The following is a 22,780-nucleotide window of genomic DNA, read 5'->3' as shown; positions in this document are numbered from 1 at the left end:
CATGACCCAGCACCTCGCTGCCCCCTCCACCGGCACGTCCGACGACGCCCCGGGCCACCGCACCGGCTGGTGGCAGGACGCGGTGATCTACCAGGTCTATCCGCGGAGCTTCGCCGACGGCAACGGTGACGGCATGGGCGACCTCGCCGGTGTCACCGCCCGCCTGCCCTACCTGCGGGACCTCGGTGTCGACGCGGTGTGGCTCTCCCCCTTCTACGCCTCCCCGCAGGCCGACGCCGGTTACGACGTCGCCGACTACCGGGCCATCGACCCGATGTTCGGCACCCTGCTGGACGCCGACGCGCTGATCCGCGAGGCGCACGGCCTGGGCCTGCGCATCATCGTCGACCTGGTGCCCAACCACTCCTCCGACCAGCACGAGTGGTTCAAGCGCGCCCTGGCCGAGGGCCCCGGCTCCGCGCTGCGCGAGCGCTACCACTTCCGCCCGGGCAAGGGCACGAACGGCGAACTCCCGCCCAACGACTGGGAGTCCATCTTCGGCGGCCCCGCCTGGACCCGTACGGTGAACCCGGACGGCACCCCCGGCGACTGGTATCTCCACCTCTTCGCCCCCGAGCAGCCCGACTTCAACTGGGAGCACCCGGCCGTCGCCGACGAGTTCCGCTCCATCCTGCGCTTCTGGCTCGACATGGGCGTCGACGGCTTCCGCGTCGATGTCGCCCACGGCCTCGTCAAGGCCGAGGGCCTGCCCGACCTCGGCACCCACGACCAGCTCAAGCTGCTCGGCAACGACGTGATGCCCTTCTTCGACCAGGACGGCGTCCACGCGATCTACCGCAGCTGGCGCACGATCCTGGACGAGTACCCCGGCGAGCGCATTGCCGTCGCGGAAGCGTGGACCCCGACCGTCGAGCGCACCGCCAACTACGTGCGCCCCGACGAGATGCACCAGGCGTTCAACTTCCAGTACCTGGGCACCGCCTGGGACGCGGCGGAGCTGCGCGAGGTCATCGACGTCTCGCTCGACGCGATGCGCCCGGTCGGCGCCCCCACCACCTGGGTGCTCTCCAACCACGACGTCACCCGGCACGCCACCCGGTTCGCCAACCCGGCGGGCCTGGGCACCCAGATCCGTACCCCCGGCGACCGCGAACTCGGCCTGCGCCGGGCCCGCGCCGCCACCCTCCTGATGCTCGCCCTGCCCGGCTCCGCCTACGTCTACCAGGGCGAGGAGCTCGGCCTGCCCGACGTCACCGACCTGCCCGACGAGGCCCGCCAGGACCCCTCGTTCTTCCGCGCCGAGGGCCAGGACGGCTTCCGCGACGGCTGCCGCGTCCCGATCCCGTGGACCCGCGAGGGCACGTCGTACGGGTTCGGCGAAGGCGGCAGCTGGCTCCCGCAGCCCACCGGCTGGGGCGAGCTCTCCGTGGAGGCGCAGACCGGCGTGGAGGGCTCCACCCTGGAGCTGTACCGGGCCGCGCTCGCCGCCCGCCGGGACCACCCGGGCCTCGGCGCGGGCACGGACGTGGAGTGGCTGGACGGCCCCGAGGGCGTTCTCGTCCTCGCCCGCCCCGGCTTCGTCTGCACCGTCAACACCACCGGTGCCCCGGTCCGCATCACCGCCCGGGGCCGGGTGCTGCTCGCCAGCTCCCCGGTCACCGTCGACGGCGCCGAGGCCGTACTGCCCGCCGACACCACGGTGTGGTGGACGGTGTGACACTGCCCGCACCCAGGACCACGGCGGCGCCCCGCCTCTCCGACATCGCCGGACAGGCGGCGGTCAGCGAGGCGACGGTCAGCCGGGTCCTGAACGGGAAGCAGGGCGTCGCGGACACCACGCGTCAGCGGGTGCTCGCGGCGCTCGACATCCTGGGCTACGAGCGGCCCGTACGGCTGCGGCAGCGCAGCGCCGGACTGATCGGCCTGGTGACGCCCGAACTCACCAACCCGATCTTCCCGGCGTTCGCGCAGTCCGTCGAACAGGTGCTGGCCGGACACGGCTACACCCCCGTGCTCTGCACCCAGCTCCCGGGCGGGGCGACGGAGGACGAGCTGGTCGAACAGCTCGTGGAGCGGGGAGTCGGCGGGATCGTCTTCCTCTCCGGGCTGCACGCCGACACCTCGGCCGACCCGGCCCGGTACGCCGCGCTCACCGAGCGCGGTGTGCCGTTCGTCCTGATCAACGGCTACAACGAACGGATCAGCGCCCCCTTCGTCTCGCCCGACGACAACGCCGCCGTACGGATGGCCGTCGGTCACCTCGCCGAGCTCGGCCACCGCCGGATCGGCCTGGCCATCGGCCCGCAGCGGTACGTCCCGTCACGGCGCAAGCGCGACGGGTTCGTGGAGGCGGCGATCTCGCTGCTGGGCATGGACCGGGCGGAGGCCGAAGGGCTCGTCTGCTCCACGCTGTTCAGCGTGGAGGGCGGCCAGGTGGCGGCGGGGGCCCTGCTGGACGCGGGGTGCACCGGCATCGTCTGCGGCAGCGACCTGATGGCCCTGGGTGTCGTGCGCGCCGCCCGGGGGAGGGGGCTCGACGTCCCGCGTGACGTCTCGGTCGTCGGCTTCGACGACTCGCAGCTCATCGCCTTCACCGACCCGCCGCTGACCACTGTGCGCCAGCCCGTGCAGGCGATGGCGGCGGCCGCGGTGGGCGCGTTGCTGGAGGAGATCGGCGGGAGCCCGGTGCAGCGCACGGAGTACGTGTTCCAGCCGGAGCTGGTGGTACGCGGCTCGACGGCGGCGGTCCGCACGGACTGACCCGAACACGGCGGAACACGTACAGGAGAGGCACCAGGAGTCGGCCCAGGAAGGGCCGGCGGGGAGTTTCAGCGACTCCGGGTGCCTCTCTTGTCCGTGACCGGCCCGGCCGGCCGGGCGCGTGGAGTCCGGCACCGCGAAGCAGCACCGGAACCCTCGGCCGACCGGACCGGAGGCAGGTGAAACGTAACAGGCCCGCAATATCTTGCGAAAGACCTTGCAGCAAGAAACCGCGAAGAAAAATGGCTTGTTTCGTGGATGTGAGCGGGGGATGTCCAAAGGGTTGACCAGTCCCTGACGGCCTCGTACGGTCTGGTCCGCGGCAAGGTTTGCATTCTTGCAGCAAGAACCTTCAGGAGCCTTGAGGGCATGGCGCGTTGCCGGCTGAGGCTGCACCGTCACCCGCGTTTCCCCCACCCGCAGGAGGAAAGACATGGCACGCAGACCCCTGTCTGCCGCGCTCGCCCTCGTGGCCGGCGCCGCTGCCGCCCTCGTCATCCCCACCGGATTCGGCACCGCGTCCCCCGCGCTGGCCGCCGCTCCGGGCGACAAGGACGTCACGGCCGTACTGTTCGAGTGGAAGTTCGCCTCCGTGGCCAAGGCCTGCACGGACTCCCTGGGTCCGGCGGGCTACGGCTACGTCCAGGTCTCGCCGCCCCAGGAGCACATCCAGGGCGGCCAGTGGTGGACGTCGTACCAGCCCGTCAGCTACAAGATCGCCGGTCGGCTCGGTGACCGGGCCGCCTTCTCCGCCATGGTGAACACGTGTCACTCGGCCGGGGTCAAGGTCGTCGTGGACGCCGTCATCAACCACATGTCGGCGGGCAACGGCACGGGCACCGGAGGCTCGTCGTACACCAAGTACAACTACCCGGGCATCTACTCCGGCAGCGACATGGACGACTGCCGGGCGGAGATCACGAACTACCGGGACCGCGCCAACGTCCAGAACTGCGAACTCGTCGGCCTCGCGGACCTGGACACGGGCGAGGAGTACGTACGCGGCAGGATCGCCGGATACCTCAACGACCTGCTCTCCCTCGGCGTCGACGGCTTCCGGATCGACGCGGCCAAGCACATGCCCGCCGCCGACCTCGCCAACATCAAGTCCCGGCTGACCAACCCGAACGTCTACTGGAAGCAGGAGGCGATCCACGGGGCGGGCGAGGCCGTCTCGCCCTCGGAGTACCTCGGCACCGGGGACGTCCAGGAGTTCCGGTACGCGCGCGCCCTCAAGCAGGTGTTCCTCAACGAGAACCTCGCCCACCTGAAGAACTTCGGCGAGAGCTGGGGCTTCATGGAGTCCGGCAAGTCCGGTGTCTTCGTCGACAACCACGACACCGAGCGCGTCGGTGACACCCTCAGCTACAAGAACGGCTCCGCCTACACGCTGGCCAACGTCTTCATGCTGGCCTGGCCCTACGGTTCCCCGGACGTCCACTCCGGCTACGAGTTCAGCGACCACGACGCCGGACCGCCCAACAACGGCCAGGTGAACGCCTGTTACGCCGACGGCTGGAAGTGCCAGCACGACTGGCGCGAGATCTCCTCCATGGTCGGCCTCCGTAACGCGGCACGCGGCCAGGCCGTCACCAACTGGTGGGACAACGGGGGCGACCAGATCGCCTTCGGCCGGGGGAACAAGGCGTACGTGGCCATCAACCACGAGGGCTCCTCGCTGACCCGGACCTTCCAGACCTCGCTGCCCGCCGGTGACTACTGCGATGTGCAGTCCGGGCGGGGCGTCACGGTGAACGGTTCCGGCCAGTTCACCGCCACGCTCGGCGCCGGTACGGCCGTGGCCCTGCACGCCAACGCCCGTACGTGCTCCGGCGATGGCGGCGGCGGCTCCAACCCCGACCCCGGCCCCGGCAACGGCCAGTCCGGCGCCTCCTTCGGCGTCCACGCCACCACCCAGCTCGGCCAGAACATCCACGTCACCGGGGACCAGGCCGCCCTCGGCAACTGGAACCCGGCGAACGCGCCGAAGCTCGACCCGGCCACGTACCCCGTCTGGAAGCTGGACGTGAACCTGCCCGCCGGGACCACGTTCGCGTACAAGTACGTCCGCAGGGACGCGAACGGCAACGTCACCTGGGAGAGCGGCGCCAACCGCACCGCCACCGTCCCGGCCTCCGGAAAGGTCACGCTGACCGCCGACGTGTGGCGCGGCTGACCCGTACCCCTTCCCCCGGTGGGCCGGAGGCGCGCTGCCTCCGGCCCACCGCCAACCCTCCTGCCACACCAGCCGAGGAGCGACCCTCTCGTGTCCAGAACCACCCTCAGGCGAGGGGTGATCGCCGCGCTCTGCGTGGCGCTGCTGCCCGTCGTCCCGGCGGCCACCGCCGCCGCAGCGCCCCGACCGCCCGCCCCGCCCTCCGATGCGAAACTGGCGAAGGAGGCGGCCCGGCACGACCTCACGCGTGAGCAGTTCTACTTCGTGCTGCCGGACCGGTTCGCCAACGGCTCCACCGCCAACGACCGGGGCGGGCTGAAGGGTTCACGCCTGGAGCACGGCTTCGACCCCACCGACAAGGGGTTCTACCAGGGCGGCGACCTCAAGGGCCTGACCCAGAAGCTCGACTACATCAAGGGCCTCGGCACCACCGCGATCTGGCTCGCCCCGATCTTCAAGAACCGGCCCGTCCAGGGCACCGGCAAGGACGCCTCGGCCGGCTACCACGGTTACTGGATCACCGACTTCACCCAGGTCGACCCGCACTTCGGCACCAACGCCGACCTGGAGAAGCTGATCGACAAGGCCCACGCCAAGGGCATGAAGGTCTTCTTCGACGTCATCACCAACCACACCGCCGACACCGTCGACTACGCGGAGAAGGCCTACGGCTACAAGCCCAAGGGTGCCTTCCCCTACCTCGACAAGGACGGCCGCCCCTTCGACGACCGCGAGGAAGTGAAGAAGGTCGACCGGGACTCGTTCCCGTACACCCCGGTGACGGTCCCCGGCGCGGAGAAGAAGGTCCCGTCCTGGCTCAACGACCCGACGATGTACCACAATCGGGGCGACTCGACGTGGGCGGGCGAGTCCAACGAGTACGGCGACTTCTCCGGGCTCGACGACCTGTGGACCGAGCGTCCCGAGGTCGTGGAGGGCATGCGGAAGATCTACGAGAAGTGGGTCCGCGACTTCGGCATCGACGGGTTCCGCATCGACACCGTCAAACACGTCGACCTGGACTTCTGGACCCAGTGGGCCACCGCGCTCGACGCGTACGCGGCCAAGCGGGGCCGGAAGGACTTCTTTATGTTCGGTGAGGTCTACTCCGCCGATCCGGCGATCACCTCGCCGTACGTCACGCGGGGCCGCCTGGACTCGACGCTGGACTTTCCGTTCCAGGAGGCCGCCCGGCAGTTCGCCTCCCAGGGCGCCCCGGCCGACCGGCTCGCCTCGGTGTACGGCCAGGACTACCGCTACACCACGGACAAGGCCAACGCCTACGAGCAGGTCACCTTCCTCGGCAACCACGACATGGGCCGCATCGGGACCTTCCTCAAGCAGGACAACCCGCAGGCCGGTGACGCCGAGCTGCTGAAGCGGGCCCGGCTCGCGAATGAGCTGATGTTCCTCGGCCGGGGCAACCCGGTCATCTACTACGGCGACGAGCAGGGCTTCACCGGAGCGGGCGGCGACAAGGACTCCCGCCAGACCCTCTTCGCCTCGAAGACCGCCGACTACCTGGACGACGACCAGCTCGGCACCGACCGCACCCACGCCTCGGACGCGTACGACACCACGCACCCCATCTACCGCTCCATCGCCGGGCTCGCCAAGCTCACCAAGGACCACCCGGCGCTGCGGGACGGGGTGCAGAGCGAGCGGTACGCGCAAGGCTCGGTGTACGCCACCTCGCGCATCGAGACCAAGCGGCCGTACGAGTACCTGGTCGCCTCCAACAACGCCACCACCCCGAAGAAGGTCCAGCTCGCCACCGAGTCGGCCGGGGTCAACTTCCGTACGATCTACGGTGGTTCCGGCGCGGTCCGCAGCGGTGCGGACAAGAAGGTCACCGTCACCGTGCCCGCCCTCTCCAGCATCGTGCTGCGGGCGGAGAAGCCGCTCGGCGCCCCCGCCACCAAGCCCGTGATCACGCTGAAGGCCCCGGCCGCCGGAGCGACCGGCACCGTCGAGATCGCCGCCGATGTGGACGGCGGCCAGCTCAACCGGGTGGTCTTCGCCGCCCAGGTGGGCAACGGCAAGTGGCAGACGCTCGGTTCGGCCGACCATGCCCCGTACCAGGTCACCCAGTACCTCGACGGGACGGTGAAGGCGGGAACGCCCCTGCGCTACAAGGCCGTTGTCGTCGACCGGGCGGGCCGTACCTCCAGCGCCCTCGCCGCCACCACCGCCGGGCAGACCCCGCCGGTCCCGAAGCCCGTCGCCGTCGAGCGCGACCGGGCCGTCGTCCACTACCAGCGTACGGACGGCGACTACGAGGGCTGGCAGCTCAAGTCCGGTACCAAGACCGCCGACTTCATCGGGCGGAGCGCGTTCGGCGCGTTCGCCTGGCTCGACCTGGAGGAGGGCACGGGCTCGGTCCCGTACACCGTCGAGAAGAACGGCACGGCGGACGGCCCGGAGCGGACCATCGACCTCGGGGTGACCGGGCAGGTCTGGGTGGAGCAGGGCAAGGACGGGCAGGCGGTCGAAGCCCCCGAGGCCCCGCCGCAGGACACCACCAAGGCGGTCCTCAACTACCACCGGGCCGACGGGAATTACGACGGCTGGGGGATTCACACCTGGACCGGCGCCAAGGAGCCCACCGACTGGGCCAAGCCGCTGATGCCGGTCAGGGAGGACGCCTACGGGGTCACCTTCGAGGTGCCGCTCGTCGATGGCGCCACCTCGCTGAGCTACATCCTGCACAAGGGCGACGAGAAGGACCTCCCCAGCGACCAGTCCCTGGACATCGCCACGTACGGCCACGAGGTCTGGCTGATCGGCGGCAGGCCCGGCTATCTGCTCCCGCAGGTCGGCGGCGGCACGGCTCCCGACCTCGGAAAGGCCGAGGCGCAGTGGATCGACGCGAACACCGTCGTCTGGAAGGTGAAGACCACCGACGCCACCAGCCAGCAGCTCGTGTACGCGAAGAAGGGCGGCATCTCCGTCGTCGACGGGGCGCTCTCCGACGAGGGCCAGTGGCTGCGGCTCAACCAGGCCGCGCTGAGTGACGCGCAGAAGGCCGAGTTCCCGCATCTGAAGGAGTATCCGGCCTTCACCGTCGACCCCCGCGACCGGGACCGCGTCCGCGCATCCCTGCGCGGCCAGGTCATCGCCACCCAGCGCGCCGCCAACGGTGCTCTCCTCGCCGCGACCGGCGTACAGACAGCGGGCATCCTGGACGACCTGTACGGGAAGCACGCGGCGACCGCCGAACTCGGCCCGGTCTTCCGGAAGTCGGTGCCCACCCTCTCCGTGTGGGCCCCCACCGCCGCGACCGTCGCCCTCGAACTCGACGGCCGTACGCACCCGATGAAGCGCGACGACCGCACCGGGGTCTGGTCGGTCACCGGAAAGAAGGAGTGGCGGGGCAAGCCCTACCGGTACGCCGTCACCGTCTGGGCGCCCACCGTCCAGAAGCTGGTCACCAACAAGGTCACCGACCCCTACTCCACCGCCCTGACCGCCGACTCGGCCCGCAGCCTCGTCGTCGACCTCACCGACCCGAAGCTGGCACCGAGCGGCTGGTCCGGCCTGAAGAAGCCCGCCGCCACCCCGCTGCGGGACGCCCAGATCCAGGAGCTGCACGTCCGGGACTTCTCGATCACGGACCGCACGGCGAAGCACCCGGGGGAGTACCGGGCCTTCACCGACACCCGCTCGGCCGGAATGAAGCACCTGAAGAAGCTCGCGGACTCCGGCACCGACTACGTCCACCTGCTGCCCGTCTTCGACATCGGGACGATCCCGGAGAGGAAGGCCGATCAGGCCAAACCCGCCTGCGACCTGCGCGCCTACGCCCCCGACTCCGAGGAGCAGCAGGCCTGCGTGAGCAAGGCCGCCGCCAAGGACGGCTTCAACTGGGGTTACGACCCGCTGCATTACACCGTCCCCGAGGGCTCGTACGCCTCCGACCCCGACGGCACCAAGCGCACGGTCGAGTTCCGGCAGATGGTCCAGGGGCTCAACCAGGCCGGGCTGCGGACCGTCATGGACGTCGTCTACAACCACACCGTCGCCTCCGGCCAGGACGACAAGTCGGTGCTCGACAGGATCGTGCCCGGCTACTACCAGCGGCTCCTGGAGGACGGCACCGTCGCCACCTCCACTTGCTGTGCCAACACCGCGCCCGAGAACACCATGATGGGCAAGCTCGTCGTGGAGTCGGTCGTCACCTGGGCCAAGGAGTACAAGGTCGACGGCTTCCGCTTCGACCTGATGGGCCACCACCCCAAGGAGAACATCCTCGCCGTCCGCAAGGCGCTGGACGGGCTCACGCTCGCCAAGGACGGCGTCGACGGGAAGAAGATCATCCTGTACGGGGAGGGCTGGAACTTCGGCGAGATCGCGGACGACGCCCGCTTCGTCCAGGCCACCCAGAAGAACATGGCCGGAACCGGCATCGCGACCTTCTCCGACCGGGCCCGTGACGCCGTGCGCGGCGGCGGCCCCTTCGACGAGGACCCCGGCGTCCAGGGCTTCGCCTCCGGCCTCTACACCGACCCCAACTCCTCCCCGGCCAACGGCACCCGCGCCGAGCAGAAGGCCCGGCTGCTGCACTACCAGGACCTGATCAAGGTCGGGCTCTCCGGCAACCTCGCCGACTACACCTTCACCGACACCTCCGGGCGTACGGTCAAGGGCTCGGACGTCGACTACAACGGGTCGCCCGCCGGATACGCGGCCGTGCCCGGCGACGCGCTGGCCTACTCCGACGCCCACGACAACGAGACGCTCTTCGACACCCTCGCCTTCAAGCTGCCGGTCTCCACCACGGCCGCCGAGCGGGCCAGGGCCCAGGTGGTCGCGATGGGCGCGTCCGTCCTCTCGCAGGGTCCCTCGCTCTCCCAGGCGGGCACCGATCTCCTGCGCTCCAAGTCGCTGGACCGCAACTCCTACGACAGCGGTGACTGGTTCAACGCCCTGCACTGGGACTGCCGCGACGGCAACGGCTTCGGCCGGGGCCTGCCGCCCGCCGCCGACAACGCGGACAAGTGGTCGTACGCGAAGCCGCTGCTGACGGCCTCCGCCACGATCTCCCCCAAGTGCGCCCAGATCGACGGCGCTTCGGCCGCCTACCGCGATCTGCTCACCATCCGTACGACCGAGAAGGAGTTCTCGCTCGCCACCGCCGGGCAGGTGCAGTCCGCCCTGTCCTTCCCGCTCTCCGGACCGGCCGAGACCCCCGGCGTGATCACCATGCGCCTGGGCAGGCTGGCCGTCGTCCTCAACGCCACCCCGGACACCGCCACCCAGAAGCTCGCCGCCCCGGCGGGGAAGACGTACGCGCTGCACCCGGTCCAGGCCAAGGGTGCGGATCTTACGGTCAAACGAGCCAGGTACGACGGGAAATCAGCCAGTTTCACCGTACCGGGACGCACAGTGGCGGTCTTCGTCCTGCGCTGACAGCCACCGGCACTACGGTGACGGCAGACGTCGGCGAAGGAGCCGCGACAGCCGTCCTGGCCACCGGGCCGGTCCCGCCTTCCCCGTCGAGGCCTTCCTCGCCGGAGGGAGGCGGGACCGGCCCGGTTCGCGCGGCGGGAAGCCCCGTCCGGGGCGGTCGGCTCACCGGCGCCCCCTGCCCCAGCGTGCGGACGGTGATGATGACCAAGGTGGGATTCCTTCCCGAGGAGACGAGCAGCTTCGTCGGGAGGCGGGCCGAACTGGCCCGGCTGGACACCGCGTTGACCACGCGGCGGATGACCACCCTGATCGGGCCCGGCGGCGTCGGCAAGACCCGGCTCGCCGTCCGGGCCGCCCGCGCCGCCGCCGACCGCTACCCGGACGGCGCCTGGTGGGCCGACCTCTCCCCGCTCTACGACGACGCGCTGCTGCTCCCCACCGTCTCGGACGCGGTCGGGCTCGCGGACCACACCCTGCGGATGCCCGTCGAGGCGCTCTGCGAATGGCTCAGCGACAAGCGCCTCCTGCTCGTCCTGGACTCCGCCGAGCATCTGCGCGCCCCCTGCTCCCATCTGCTGGCCGAGGTCCTGACCACCTCGCCCGGCCTGACCGTCCTGGTCACCAGCAGGCAGCCGCTGGGCACCCGGGGCGAGCACGTCGTACGGATCCAGCCGCTGCCGGTCGACGGCGCCCCCGACGCGCTCCGGCTCTTCGAGGACCGGCTGCGCGCGGGCGACCCCCGGGCGGGTCTTGACGCGCCGGGGGACCGGGCGGCCGCCGCCGACATCTGCCGCCGCCTCGAAGGCATCCCGCTCGCCATCGAACTGGCCGCCGCGGGCATCGGCCGCCACACCGTGGCCCAGCTCGCCACCCGTATCGGGACCCGCTTCGACGCCCCGGTGGACGCCGAGGACCTCACCGCCTCCCGGCTCGACCTCCTCGCCGACGACTCCCTCTGGCCCCGCCGCCACCGCACCCTGCGCACCACGATCGGCTGGAGCCACGAGCTCTGCACCCCGCTGGAACGGCTCCTGTGGGCGCGCCTGACCCTGCTCCGTACGGACTTCGACGAGGAGACCGCCCGCGAGGTCTGCACCGGGGGGCCGCTCACCCCCGACGAGGTGGACCGGGCGCTGCAAGGGCTCGTCGCCCAGTCGGTCGTCCAGCGCGACGGCACCCGCTACCGGATGCTCGACACCCTGCGCGAGTACGGCCGCATGTGGCTGACCGAGCTCGGTGAGGAGCGGGCCGCCGCCGACCGGCACGCCACCAGCTTCCTCGGCCTGGCCCGCCGCGCCCACGACGGCTGGACCGGCCCCGACCAGATCTCCTGGTACCACACGGTCGCCGACACCCATCTGGACCTGTGCGCGGCCCTGGACCACCTGCTCGCCCACGATGTGGCGGGCGCGCAGGAGATGGCGGGCCGGGTCGGCTTCTTCTGGGCCTGCTGCGGCCACCTGTCGGAGGCGCGCGGTTACGCCCAGCGGGCGCTGGACGCGGGCCCGGTGGACGGCCCGCACCGGACCCGGCTCCAGTGGGTGCTCGGGGTGGCGGCCCTGCTCCAGGGGGACTTCGCGACCGCCGAGAAGTACGGGGCGCTCTGCACGGCCATCGCGCTGTACGACCGGGACGACGAGGGGATGCTCGGCGCCACCTACCTCTCCGGCCTCACCCAGCTGATGAACGGGGAGCCCGCCGCCGCGCTGGAGGCGGCCGAGCGGGTGCTGCGGATGACGGAGACGGCACCGCCGGACGGAGGGCCTGCGGGGCGTCGGGGCGCCGCTGGGGAGGTCGGTGGGGAGGTCGGCGACGGGGCCGTGGGGGGAGTCGGCGGGGAGGCTACGGGTGCGGCCGCTGAGGAAGCCTCCGGCGAGGCTGCCGTGGACCCTGCCCCTGAGGCCGGTGGGGCCCCTGCCCCCGGGACCCCCGACGACCCCGCCCCCGTGGAGTCGGCCCACCGCCTCCGCTGCCGTCTCATCACCGTCTTCGCGCTCACCGCGCTCGGCCGGCTCGCCGAGTCCTCCCGGGCCGCTGCCGCGCTGCGCCGGTCCTGCGAGCGGGGCGGCGAGTACTGGACCCGCTCCTACGCCGACTACCAGCTCGCCCTGATCGCCCTCCTCCAGGGCCGCCCGGCCGACTCCGCCGCCCATGCCCGCGCGATGCTCGCGGGCAAGCACCGGCTCCGCGACAGCTTCGGCATCGCGCTGGGCCTGGACATCCTCGCCGCCGCGATCGCCGCCCAGGGCGCGGGGGCCCAGGCGGCCCGGGTCTACGGCACCGGACACGCGTACTGGCGGATGGTCGGCCACCCCCAGCGCGGCACCCCCGAGCTGTGCGCGGTCCGCGAGACCTGCGAGCTCCAGGCCCGGGCCGCCGTGGGCGACGAGGCCTACCAGCGCGCCTTCGAACGCGGTCAGGCGGACAACGCGGAGGTCGGTCTCGCCGCCGCGCTCACCAGCGAACTCCAGCTCTGAGGGGCCCCGGGAGGGTGAAGCGCGGGCACCGGTTCGGACCGCGGACTACCCCTGCCACCGCATCCTGGGTTAGGTTAGGCATGCCTAAGTAACCGCTTGGGTTTCCTGACCGCCTCTGGAGAACTCGGATGCGTCCTTTCAGCGCCCGTGCCACGCAGCCGACCCGCGCCGAGCGCGTCCGGTCGATCCTCGTCGTCGCCCATTCGATGACGGTGGTGAGCGACGGGGTGCAGACCGAAGTCCGCCGCCTCGACGGCACGGGGGCGATGGGCCACATCCACCTGCACGCCCCCACCGAGGGCGGCCACGCCCCGGCCGGCCAGCGGGTCCCGGCCCGCCTGGAGTTCACGGACATCGCCCCCACTCCCGTACGGGACCGGCTGCGCGCCCGCGTCACGGTGACCGGCCTGCTGGCGGCGCCGTACAGCACCGACACCAAGAGCTCCACCTGCATGGAGTTCGGCCAGGCGGTCCTGGAGGACGCCGAGGGCCGTACGTTCGTCACGCTCGAAGAGCTGGAGCAGACGGAAACGGACCCGGTCGCCGCGTGCGAGGCGGGGATGCTGACGCACCTGGTCGACGACCACAGCGAGCTCGTCCCGCTGCTGCTGCGCCTCGTCCGCCCCCACCCGGACCGGGGGATGGTGCGGGCCGTGCCCCTGGCCATGGACCGCTACGGGGTGACCCTGCGCCTGGAGTACCCGCACACCCACCGCGATGTACGGCTCCCGTTCCCGAAGCCGGTGACCGAGATCGACCAGGCGGGCCCGCAGATCCACGCCCTCCTGGCCGCCGCCCGCCGCGTCTCGCACCGCAACGGCCTGCTGACTTAAGGGCTTTCGCGCGGCAGCCGCTGCGCCGGGACGGCCGGTACGGCGGGGGCGAGAGCGGAGAGCCGGGCCAGCAGCTCCCCGAACGGGCCCTCCACCGGCTCCTGGGCGAGCACCCGCAGCACGATGTCCGCCATCTCCTGGTCGTAGGCGGCACTGACGGCGGCCAGCGCCGCGAAGTCGTGCACGAGCTGCGTCTCCAGCTCCTCGCGCGGGATGCGCCGCCCGTCCAGCCAGATCAGCGCGGTCGACTCGGCGAGCGAGACCCAGGAGCGAACCACCAACTCCAGCCGCGCGGGCGGGTCTTCCACCCCCAGATGGGTGATGATCTGCTCGTACGCGGCCTGCCGCACCCCGTCGATCATGGCATTGGCCGTGGAGGAGCCGACGGCCGGACCGCCGCGCATCAGCGCGGAGAAGCCCGGCCCGTGCTCGTCGACGAAGTCGAAGAACCGCCCCATCACCCGCAACAGCCGCGCTCCCAGGGGCCCTTCGAGCGGTTCCAGGAAGCGGGCGGCCAGCTCGTCGGCGGCTCGCCGCAGCGCCGCCTCGTACAGGCTCTGCTTCCCCGGGAAGTAGTGGTAGACCAGCGGCCGTGAGATGCCCGCGGCGGCGGCGATCTCATCGATCGACACATCCTCGGGGGAGCGCCGGCTGAACAAGTCCAGCGCGACGCCGATCAGTTGCTGCCTGCGCTCGTCGACGCCCATCCTGCGCCGTACCCCGGTCGTCATCCGGACAGCCTAGCCGGGGTGGGCGCCGCCATCGGTCACAGGTCCAGGACGAGGCGCCCGCTCCGGCACCGCGAGACACAGATCAGCATCGAGTCACCCCGCTCGTCGTCGGTCAGTAGCTCGTCCCGGTGGTCGATCTCGCCCGCCAGGACGCGCTGTTGGCAGGTCCCGCAGAAGCCCTGCTCGCAGGAGTACGAGACATGGGGCAGCTCCTCGCGCACTGCCGCCAGCACTGACTGCCCGGCCGCCACCTGGACCGTACGTCCGCTGCGGTGCAGCTCCACCTCGAAGGCGCCGGAGTCCCCGGCCTCGCCCGTCGCGGCGGAGAACCGCTCCAGATGCAGGGTGCGGCCCTCGGGGAGCGCGGCGGTGACGGCGGCCATCAGGGGCTCGGGGCCACAGCAGTAGACCGCCGTGCCGGGCGCGATGTCCGCCAGCGCGGCGGCGGTGTCCGGGTGCCCCGCCTCGTCCTGCGCGACCACGGTCACCCGCCCGCCCTCGGCCCCGAGCTTCTCGATCTCGTCCAGGAACGGCATCGAGGCCCGCGACCGACCCCCGTACAGCAGACGCCAGTCGGCCCCCCGCGCGGCCAGCGAACGCAGCATCGGCAGGATCGGGGTGATCCCGATCCCGCCCGCGACGAAGACATACGCCTCCGCCGCCACCAGCGGGAACCGGTTGCGCGGCCCGCGCACCTCGATCTCCTCGCCCTCCTGGAGCTGCTCGTGCACCTCCCGCGACCCGCCCCGCCCGTCCGCCACCAGCCGGGTCGCGACCGTGTACGTACCCGGGTCGTCCGGATCACCGCAGAGCGAGTACTGCCGCACGAGCCCCGAGGGCAGGACGAGGTCCAGATGGGCCCCGGGCTGCCAGGGCGGCAACTGGGCACCCTCAAGCCGCAGTTGTACGACCCCGTCGGCGATGGTGGTCCGTTCGGTGACGAGCAGTCGCCGGACGGCGGTGGCCCGCCGCTGGGAGTGCCCGGATATCGGCTCGGGCAGGGCGGGCATCGGCCACAGCGGGGACCGGGTGATCCGGCGGCGCAGCGCCCGCCGGGTGAGCAGGGCGGCACCGGCGACCACGACGACGGTACGGAGACGGGGCAGGGCCATGGGTCAGGACGTTCCCGTCGTACGGGCCTCGGCGGCGAGCGCCGCGGGCGAATGGGCGAGGTAGTCGACGGCCTGGGCCGTACTGCCCTCCTGGGAGGGGTGGTACGACCGGCTCAGATAGCTGGGTATGGACCGCAGGATCGCGCCCGTACCGGGCAGCGTCCCTTCCTTCCCGCTGGTGTGGAACGCCTTGAACGTGGCTTTGCCGTCCAGCAGGCTCGGATCGTTCTCCATGAAGAACCGGGTGCCGCGCTGCCAGAGGAAGACGAGCGCCGAGAAGGCCGCCGCCCAGGTCCGCACCCGCCTGCGGTAGCCGCCGTCGACATGCATGAACACCTCGAACGCCACCGACCGGTGCTCCACCTCCTCCGCACCGTGCCAGCGCAGCAGGTCCAGCATGGTCGGATCGGCGCCCTTGCGGTCCAGCGCCTCCGCGTTGAGGATCCAGTCGCCGAGGAACGCGGTGTAGTGCTCGATGGCCGCGATCATCGCCACCCGCTCCATCAGCCACCAGTGCGAGGGCCGCCCCGGCGGCAGCGTCCGGTCCCCGAGCAGCTTCTCGAAGAACCAGTCGACCTGCGCGGTGTACGGGGTCGGGTCGAGCCCCAACTCCCGCAGATGCGGCAGCACATCGTCGTGCGCCTGCGAGTGCACGGCCTCCTGGCCGATGAACCCGATGACGTCCTCGCGGAGCTGCTCGTCATGGATGTACGGGAGGATCTGCCGGTACACATGGATGAACCACCGCTCCCCGGCCGGGAGCAGCAGGTGGAGCACGTTGATGGTGTGCGTGGTGAACGGGTCGCCCGGCACCCAGTGGAGGGGGGTCTTCTCCCAGGCGAAGGAGACCTTGCGGGCCTTGAGCGGCGTCCGCTCCGACGCGACCGCCGCTGGCTGCGTGTTAGACATGGTGTCAATGTACTGACGGGTATGCGGGGGGACCAGAGGCGTGCACAGATTTCCCGAGTGACGGCCGGGGGGCGGAACGCCGGGCCATGATGGTTGTATGACGAACCCTGTGCAGGCGCGCTCCTTCGACGCGGAGGCCGCCGCTTACGCTGCCAACCGGCCCTCCTATCCGCCCGCTTTGTTCGACGCCGTCGAGGAGCTGTCCGGCCGCCCGCTGGCCGGAGCCCGGGTCGCGGACGTCGGTGCGGGCACCGGACTCGGCACCGCACGGCTGCGCGAGAGGGGCGCCCAGATCACCGCGGTGGAGCCGGGCGACGGGATGGCCGAGCAGTTCCGCCGTAGCCTGCCGGACGTGCCCGTGGTCCGGGGTGACGGCAACCGGCTGCCGCTGCGGACCGGCTCCATGGACCTGATCACGTACGCCCAGGCCTGGCACTGGACCGACCCCGCCCGCTCGGTCCCCGAGGTCCGCCGGGTGCTGCGGCCGGGCGGGGCGCTCGCCCTGTGGTGGAACGACTCCGACCCGCGCGTGGAGTGGATCGCTGACCAGGACCGGCGGCTGCGGGCCTTCTTCGGGGCCGAGGTCCCGACGGTGTACGACGACCGGGCCCGCTTCCGTGCCATGCTGCCCGACGCGCTCGACTTCCGTACCCGTCTGGTGACCTGGAGCCGTCGCGTACCGGTCGACACGCACCTCGCCAACATCGCCACGTACTCCGACTTCCTGATCGCGGACCCGGCGGCGGTGCGCGACTGCCTGGCCCGCGAACACGCCGTGCTGACCGCGCTGTTCCCGTCCGGAGAGGTGGAGGAGACCTATGTCGTGAGTCTTGCCGTAGCCCGTCCCTGAGCCCGGATTCGGGTGCAGGATGGGCTGATGGTGACAGAACCGGAATGGCGAGTCGGAGTCGGCCCCCGGGCCGCGGGCACCCTCCTGGCAGCACTGCTGCTCCTGAGCGGGTGCAGTGCGGACGGCAAACAGGAAGCGGCCGACGGCGCCGGGAACGACCGTCCCTCGGCACCGCCGACCGCGACGGGAACCCTGGAGCAGCTGGCCGAGAAGGCGGGCTGCGAACCCAACGTACAGACCGACGCCCAGGAGCTCCGGCAGGCCAACTGCAAGACCGCGAGCGGGCGTTATGTGCTGACCACCTTCGCGACCGACCGCGGCCAGCGCGAGTGGATCAACGAGGCCAAGGACTACGGCGGTTCGTATCTCGTCGGCCGGCGGTGGGTCGCCGTCGGTGACGCGAAGGTGGTCGCGGCGCTGCGCGGCCGGCTCGGGGGGACGGTGGAGACCGCCTCGCCGCACCACTCGGGGGAGAGCGGCGATGGGGGGAGCGAGGAAGGGCACTCCGGTCACCACGGGAGCTGACCGCGCAGGTTCAAGGGGACGGGCGCTGCCGGTGCCGGTGCCGAATCACCGGCACCGGCTCCGGCCTCTCATCGGTGGCGTATCAGCGGCACCGGCGCCCGTCGTTGATGCACCGCACCATCTTCTTCATCAGCCGCTGGTCGAAGACGTTGATGAAGTCGCCGTGGTCGGTGATCGGCTTGTGCAGCTGCTCGGGGAAGGAGTCGACGGCGAAGCCGGGCCCCGGCGGTACGTCGTACACGATCCGCTGGACCAGCTGCGGAACCGCCCGGAACCCGTTCGGGCAACGCCCGTTGGGCTGCGCGAACGCCACATGGGTGCGGTGGTTGGCGCTGTCGGTGTTCCGCCCGTCCCAGCAGTTCTGGAAGGCGAACGTACGCACCACCTGGCTGCCCTGGGGGCAGATGGGGTACTTGTCCTTCAGCTGGCGGTTCTCGAACCCGGTGCAGCTCCAGGAGGCGTTGGCGTTGGCGTCACCGTTGGTGAACGCCTTCGCGTCCCCGGTGATGATCCGCAGGAAGCGTGGCATCGCGGTGACCCTGCCGACGGGGGAGCCGACGAATTTCAGCGTCACCTGGGACGGCGTCTGGATCCGGCCGACGTTCTGGTCCCTGCCTCCGCCGTCGGCGTTCACATCGGCCTCGTCCTGCCCGTTCTGGAGCCGCAGCACGGGCCAGAAGTAGGACGACCGGTCGCCCTGGTTGCGGCAGGTGGTGACACCGTTCGCGAGGTCGTCGTCGCTGGCGAAGGCGTCGTTGGCCTGGTTGCCGACGTAATCGTGCATATGGTGCGCGCCGTTGCTGACGCCGGGGGCGACGATCACGTTGTCCGGGTTGAACTTCCCGTTCTCGTTGCGGCCGCAGTCGGTGGTGAAGGTGCCCCGGGAGGCGCCGCGGCGCTGGCGGGGGCGGTCGACGTTGGGCTGGACGGACTGGATGTCGACAAAATCGGAGGCTACGGGGCCGTTGCCGCTCTGGCCCTGGCCCTGGCCCTGGCCCTGGCCCTGGCCCTGACCTTGACCGTTGTCCTGGCCACCGTTCTGCCCGTCATTTCCGCCGTCGCCGCCATTGCCGCCGTCACCCGGGGCGCCGGGGTTGTCAGGGTTGCCGGGGGCGCTGTCGTCGGCGCGCAGGCTGCATCCGGCGAGGCCTTCGATCCCCGCAGGCCGCTCCCCGACGCGCCCGATCGCGATGCGGATGCGGTCGAGGCTCGCCGTCCGCTTGCTCCGCAACGGGCCGAGCACGGCGTTCTCGGCGAGGCCGGGGTCCTGGGATATCTGCTCCTTCCGGTCGGCGAACTGCCGGTAGGCATCGGTGATCTGGGTATCCATCGCCGCGAGTTCGCGGTCGACCTCGGGGCGTGCCTGCTCGGGCACCTCGGACAGTTCGATACCGGCATCGGGACAGTCGATGGTGGACATCTGTCGGGCCGTGTTCTGGGTCCGGGTCGGTGGTGAACCGGACGGCCCTTCCCCCGCGGAGGCGTAGACATTCACCGCCACCAGCCCGCCCCCGCCCAGGATCAGGGCGGCGGAGGCGGCTATGGCCCGGTTGGCCAGGCTGGAGCGTTTCTTGCGGGACGTGCGGGGGGTACGTGCTGTGCGTCGCATGGGACTCCTCTGCTTCGAGGGAGAAGCGTGACGTCCCATACGCGCGGGCCCGGCGGTCCGTTCAGCCCTCCGGCCGATTCGTGGAAAGCTCCAGCCGGAAAGCGGCCCGAATGCCCAACTCTCAGGCGAAGGCGGCCAATGGGGCGTCCACGGGAGCACCGGTGAGCCGGTTGGCCAGGGTCGAGAGCGTGTACGTGCCGATACCGAGGACCACTTCCAGGGCGTTCTGCTCGGTGTATCCGTACGGCAGGAAGTCCCGCAGCACCGCATCGTCGACCGCACCCGCCGAGGCGAGCACGGCCAGCGTGAACCGGCGTACGGCTTCCAGGCGTTGGTCAGGCAGCGGGGGCTCGGAGCGGTCACGCAGGGCGGTGATCAGCGTCGGGTCGGCGGCCATGGCGGTCAGCTTCGCCGTGTGCATCGCGACGCAGACATGGCAGTCGTTACGGGTGGCCACCGTCATGATCAGGACCTCGCGGGAGAGCGGGTTCAGGGTGCAGCTCTCGAAGATCGCGCTCAGCTTGAGGAAGCCGTCGAGGGTGTGGGGCGAGGCGGCGAGCCGGGCGACGGCGGCGGGCCGGTAGCCCAGGCGCTCCGTCACGGCCTTCAGCGCTCGCCGTGCCTCGGGCGGTGCGGTCTCGGGGGTGAGGTCGGGGAAGGGCATGGCGCACCTTTCTGGGGTGGGCGGGGGCGGGTAGAATAGACAACATGGTTGACGAAAAAAAGGTAAACCAGGTTGTCGAGTTCGGCAATGGCTGAGGCAGGGGCTGTGGCGCGGGAAGGGGGTGCGCCCGGCGGCTTCGAGCTGCCGCTGCTCCTCTTCGCCGGCTTCCGCTCGATCATCGACGCCCTGCACCGGGAGCTGGCCGAGCACGGGCACCCGGAGGCCCGTCCCGCGTACGGCTTCGCCCTCCAGGCCGTGGGCCGTGACGGCGCGGGCATCAGTGAGATCGGCCGACGGCTCGGGGTCTCCAAACAGGCGGCCGGGAAGACCGTCGAGAAGCTGTCGGTGCTCGGGTACGTGGAGCGCGCCGCCGACCCCGCCGACGGCCGGCGCACCGTGATCCGTCCGACCCCGCACGGCATCGACCTGCTGGCCCGGTCCGCCGAGGGCTTCGACCGGCTACGGGCCGAGTGGGCCCGGGTGCTGGGGGAGGAGCGGCTGACGGCCCTGGAGGCGGACCTGCGCACGATGGCCCCGGCGAACGCGTTCCGGCTCGACGCGGCCGGGTGGTTCACGGGCTGACCGGGGCCGGGAGCTGCCCGGGGCCAAGGGCTGACCGGCCAGGAGCTGACCGGCCACCCGGGTCGGCCGGTCAGCCCCAGTCCGGATATCGGTCAGCCGTGGTCCAGATACGCGAGCACCGCGAGGACCCGGCGGTTGTCGTCGTCCGAGGGCGGCAGCCCGAGCTTCCCGAAGATGTTCGAGGTGTGCTTGGCGATCGCCCGCTCCGTGACCACCAACTGCCCCGCGATGGCCGCGTTCGACCGGCCCTGGGCCATCAGCTCCATCACCTCCCGCTCGCGCGGGGTGAGGCCGCCCATCGGCTTGTCCTGCGAACGGCGGGACAGGAGCTGGGAGATGACCTGCGGGTCCATCGCCGTGCCGCCCGCCGCCACCCGGCGTACCGCGTCGATGAACTGGTCGGCGTCGAAGACCCGGTCCTTGAGGAGGTAGCCGATGGCTCCGTTGCCGTCGGCCAGCAACTCCCGTGCGTACAACTGCTCCACGTGCTGCGAGAGCACCAGCACCGGCAAGCCCGGCCGCGCCCGCCGGGCCGCCAGGGCGCACTGGAGGCCCTCGTCCGTGTGGGACGGCGGGAGCCGGACGTCGACGACCGCGACGTCCGGCTGCAACTCGGCGAGGGCCTTGGTCAGTTCGGGCCCGGTCTCCACGGCTGCGGCGATCTCGAACCCGTACGCCTCCAGCATGCGCACCAGGCCGTCGCGCAGCAGGAAGAGGTCTTCGGCTAGGACAACACGCAAGGAAGCTCCATGGTCACCATGGTGGGACCGCCCGCGGGGCTGCTGACGGCCAGGACACCGTCGAATGTACCCAGTCGCCGTTCGACCCCGCTCAGGCCGGAGCCCGATCCGACGCGCGCACCGCCCCCGCCGTTGTCCGTCACGGAGATCCGCAGCATCCCCTCGGTGTGGTGCAGGTCCGCCCAGATCCGGTCGCCCCCGGAGTGCTTCACGGCGTTGGTCAGGACCTCGCTCACCGCGAAGTACGCCGCCGACTCCACCGACGCCTCCGCCCGCCCCGGCAGATCCACGGTCACCTCCGTGGTCACCGGCAGCCGCAGGGCCAGCGCCTTGACCGCGTCGCCGAGGCCGCGTTCGGCCAGGACCGGCGGGTGGATGCCCCGGACCAGGTCGCGCAGCTCGGTCAGGGCCTCCGCCGAGGACTCCCGGGCCATGGCCAGCATCTTCTTCGCCTGCGCCGGGTCCTTCTCGATGAGCGCCTCGATCGTCCCCAGGTTCATCCCCATCGCGACCAGCCGCGCCTGCGCCCCGTCGTGCAGATCCCGCTCGATGCGCCGCAGTTCGGAGGCGGCGGTGTCCACCGCCTCGTGCCGGGTCTCGGTGAGCCGGTCCACGCGCTGCGCCAGGGTCTGCTCCGAGGTGGGCGCCAGCAGGGTGCGGGCCAGCAGGAAGTGCGCCCGCAGCACCGGTTCGGCGGCCCGCAGGCCGAGCCAGAAGAGCGCCGCGCCGAGCGCCAGGGCGGCCAGCCCCGTGAGCTGGCTGTCCACCGGCACGAACCCGTACCAGTACGGGTCGCCGTCCTGGAACACCCGCCACAGCCCCGCCGCCAGCACGACGGACTCGATCGGGTACAGCATCAGGGCCGCGGCCAGCACGGCCAGCACGGCCCCGGCCGTCATGTCGACCAGCAGCCACTGGAGGTCCCGCCAGGTCGCCGGGTCCTTCAGCAGCAGGGTCGTGCGCTCCACCTGCCCGGTGACGCCCCCGCGCAGATCCTTCGGGAGCGGGCGGTACGGAGCCGGGATGCGTACGCCGGACCAGGCGGCCGCCCACAGCCGCCGCTGGTTGGCGTGGCGGCGCACCGCCTCCAGCGCCACCGGGGTGGTGAACACGCCGATGCCCAGCAGGATGAAGCTGATCGACAGCACCGCGAGGACGAACAGGATGATGGAGACGGCCAGCCCGTAGACCGACAGGAAGAGCCCCCGGCCCGCCGCCAGCATCGGCGGCCGGACCCGTGTCACGAGTGCGTTCATGGTCGTCGTCCCTCTCCCCTGACCGGACCCGAACGGGCCCCGTTCCGCAGTCAGTCTCGCCCACGCCGCTCCCGCCCCGGCAGCCGGTCCGACACCCACCCGGGGGTGTACCTGGCACCACCCCGGACCCGCCCGCCCCGGCGGCCGGGGTCTCACGGCGGCGGCCCCGGACCACGGGCAGAAGAC

General features: G+C 71.5%; 15 protein-coding genes and 1 pseudogene. 9 read left to right on the top strand and 7 right to left on the bottom strand.

The features are described 5' to 3' along the window. Nucleotide 1: 1 nt before the first annotated feature. The 6 genes from ACFW9Z_RS00080 to ACFW9Z_RS00055 all read left to right on the top strand — a co-directional run bounded on the left by ACFW9Z_RS00080 (nt 2) and on the right by ACFW9Z_RS00055 (nt 13,616). Nucleotides 2-1,678: a glycoside hydrolase family 13 protein gene (locus ACFW9Z_RS00080; protein ID WP_384631866.1), complete on the top strand. Its 1,677-nt coding sequence runs from the start codon at nt 2-4 to the stop codon at nt 1,676-1,678. Further along, nucleotides 1,663-2,721, top strand: a complete 1,059-nt coding sequence (locus ACFW9Z_RS00075; RefSeq protein ID WP_384631863.1) for a LacI family DNA-binding transcriptional regulator — start codon at nt 1,663-1,665, stop codon at nt 2,719-2,721. The genes ACFW9Z_RS00080 and ACFW9Z_RS00075 overlap by 16 nt, the downstream gene beginning before the upstream one ends. A gap of 433 nt (nt 2,722-3,154) precedes the next feature. After that, nucleotides 3,155-4,897 (top strand): carbohydrate-binding module family 20 domain-containing protein, encoded by a 1,743-nt coding sequence (locus tag ACFW9Z_RS00070; RefSeq protein WP_384631860.1) that lies wholly within the window; start codon nt 3,155-3,157, stop codon nt 4,895-4,897. A 90-nt stretch (nt 4,898-4,987) separates the two neighbouring features. After that, entirely contained in the window at nt 4,988-10,306 is a 5,319-nt protein-coding gene (pulA, locus tag ACFW9Z_RS00065; RefSeq protein WP_384631857.1) for a pullulanase-type alpha-1,6-glucosidase, read from the top strand. A 209-nt stretch (nt 10,307-10,515) separates the two neighbouring features. Beyond that, on the top strand, nt 10,516-12,783 hold the full coding sequence (locus ACFW9Z_RS00060) for an ATP-binding protein (protein ID WP_384631854.1): 2,268 nt from the start codon (nt 10,516-10,518) through the stop codon (nt 12,781-12,783). A gap of 128 nt (nt 12,784-12,911) precedes the next feature. Then, nucleotides 12,912-13,616 carry a DUF2470 domain-containing protein gene (locus ACFW9Z_RS00055; RefSeq protein WP_384631852.1) on the top strand — a complete coding sequence of 235 codons (705 nt, stop codon included), beginning with the start codon at nt 12,912-12,914 and terminating at the stop codon, nt 13,614-13,616. Here ACFW9Z_RS00055 and ACFW9Z_RS00050 read toward each other — a convergent pair. The 3 genes from ACFW9Z_RS00050 to ACFW9Z_RS00040 are packed head-to-tail and all read right to left on the bottom strand — an operon-like array spanning nt 13,613 to nt 16,368. After that, a complete protein-coding gene (locus ACFW9Z_RS00050) occupies nt 13,613-14,347 on the bottom strand; it encodes a TetR/AcrR family transcriptional regulator (RefSeq protein ID WP_384631849.1) in 735 nt (244 codons plus the stop codon). The two genes, ACFW9Z_RS00055 and ACFW9Z_RS00050, sit on opposite strands and share 4 nt — an antisense overlap. A 35-nt stretch (nt 14,348-14,382) precedes the next feature. Then, entirely contained in the window at nt 14,383-15,459 is a 1,077-nt protein-coding gene (locus ACFW9Z_RS00045; protein WP_384631846.1) for a PDR/VanB family oxidoreductase, read from the bottom strand. Between the two features lie 3 nt (nt 15,460-15,462). Beyond that, nucleotides 15,463-16,368: a metal-dependent hydrolase gene (locus tag ACFW9Z_RS00040; protein ID WP_384631843.1), complete on the bottom strand. Its 906-nt coding sequence runs from the start codon at nt 16,366-16,368 to the stop codon at nt 15,463-15,465. A gap of 97 nt (nt 16,369-16,465) precedes the next feature. On the opposite strand from ACFW9Z_RS00040, the gene ACFW9Z_RS00035 reads away from it, so the two are divergent. Together ACFW9Z_RS00035 and ACFW9Z_RS00030 are read left to right on the top strand one after the other, a co-directional pair. Next, nucleotides 16,466-17,218, top strand: a complete 753-nt coding sequence (locus ACFW9Z_RS00035; protein ID WP_384631840.1) for a class I SAM-dependent methyltransferase — start codon at nt 16,466-16,468, stop codon at nt 17,216-17,218. 27 nt (nt 17,219-17,245) lie between these two features. Continuing rightward, complete coding sequence (locus ACFW9Z_RS00030; RefSeq protein ID WP_384631837.1) at nt 17,246-17,743, top strand: hypothetical protein; 498 nt, start codon at nt 17,246-17,248, stop codon at nt 17,741-17,743. Between the two features lie 82 nt (nt 17,744-17,825). On the opposite strand, the gene ACFW9Z_RS00025 is transcribed toward ACFW9Z_RS00030, so the two are convergent. Next, entirely contained in the window at nt 17,826-19,352 is a 1,527-nt protein-coding gene (locus tag ACFW9Z_RS00025; protein ID WP_384631834.1) for a DUF1996 domain-containing protein, read from the bottom strand. A gap of 121 nt (nt 19,353-19,473) precedes the next feature. Further along, nucleotides 19,474-20,016, bottom strand: coding sequence for a carboxymuconolactone decarboxylase family protein (locus tag ACFW9Z_RS00020; protein WP_384631832.1), 543 nt, complete (start codon nt 20,014-20,016; stop codon nt 19,474-19,476). 44 nt (nt 20,017-20,060) lie between these two features. Here ACFW9Z_RS00020 and ACFW9Z_RS00015 point away from each other — a divergent pair. Further along, nucleotides 20,061-20,598, top strand: a pseudogene (locus ACFW9Z_RS00015) (MarR family winged helix-turn-helix transcriptional regulator). Nucleotides 20,599-20,690: 92 nt separating this feature from the next. Here the strand turns inward: ACFW9Z_RS00015 and ACFW9Z_RS00010 are convergent. Further along, nucleotides 20,691-21,338 carry a LuxR C-terminal-related transcriptional regulator gene (locus tag ACFW9Z_RS00010; RefSeq protein ID WP_384631829.1) on the bottom strand — a complete coding sequence of 216 codons (648 nt, stop codon included), beginning with the start codon at nt 21,336-21,338 and terminating at the stop codon, nt 20,691-20,693. After that, a complete protein-coding gene (locus tag ACFW9Z_RS00005) occupies nt 21,323-22,594 on the bottom strand; it encodes a sensor domain-containing protein (RefSeq protein WP_384631826.1) in 1,272 nt (423 codons plus the stop codon). Before ACFW9Z_RS00005 ends, ACFW9Z_RS00010 begins: the two co-directional genes overlap by 16 nt. Between the last annotated feature and the right edge of the window lie 186 nt (nt 22,595-22,780).

It is taken from the genome of Streptomyces sp. NPDC059452, assembly GCF_042750035.1.
In the GTDB taxonomy this organism is placed as follows: Bacteria; Actinomycetota; Actinomycetes; order Streptomycetales; family Streptomycetaceae; genus Streptomyces.
This window is presented reverse-complemented; position numbering and strand designations above follow the sequence as displayed.